Below are 761 nucleotides of genomic sequence, written 5' to 3' on the forward strand. Positions count from 1 at the left end.
GGTGTTGTCACGTTAACGTCCGGTCGACGAGGGAATGCTGATGGTCGGGATTCAAGCGGCTCGAGTGGCAGCATTCAAGGCTTCGAATGCCTCGAGGCGGTGATAACGGATTGTTTGTGCGGAGCGACGACGTGCCGGGACGCGGAAGCAATTTCTGCCGGCTGATGGGTGGTTACGAACCGCTGCAAACCTCTTGGAGATCGGTGTCCTAGCATCGTCCGTTCTCGTTTCGGAATGGGAGGGGGCTGTTTTCAGCTCGATTGTTGAGGCCCTTGTGCGACCAACGATCCAAGCCCGGCGCGATTTCCCGTTTGGCGGTGCCAAAGGACCGCAACTTGTTCGTGATGATCCGCTTGGGAATGAAACCAAGGTGCTTGATCAGGCGGCGCAACAGCCGTTTTGCCGCCTGTTTGTCCCGCCTGGGTTGGAGGATTTCCTTCAGCGCGACGCCATGCTGATCGACCGCGCGCAAAGCCGATACTTGCGACCTGAAATGTCCACGACAATTTCATCCAGATGCCAGACACCACCTGGACGGTTCAGTCTCTGCCGCAGATTTCGAGCTACCACCGGCCCGAATTTGATGACCCAGCGCCGAACAGTTTCATAAGAAGCATAGCGCACGCGCTGCAGCAGCATCTCTTCAACTTCCCGCAGGCTCAGATTGAAGCGAACGTACAGCCACACTGCATGCGCGATGAGCTGAGGCGGAAACCGGGGGCGCTTGTAGCTGATTGACGATGTCTTCATCAATGTCACCT

1 pseudogene is annotated in these 761 nt (G+C 57.0%); it reads right to left on the reverse strand.

What is annotated here, in order from left to right:
- Positions 1-51: 51 nt before the first annotated feature.
- Positions 52-750: pseudogene (locus ACR0EK_RS20315) on the reverse strand (IS6 family transposase).
- Between the last annotated feature and the right edge of the window lie 11 nt (positions 751-761).

The organism is Ruegeria sp. AE4 (assembly GCF_056542185.1).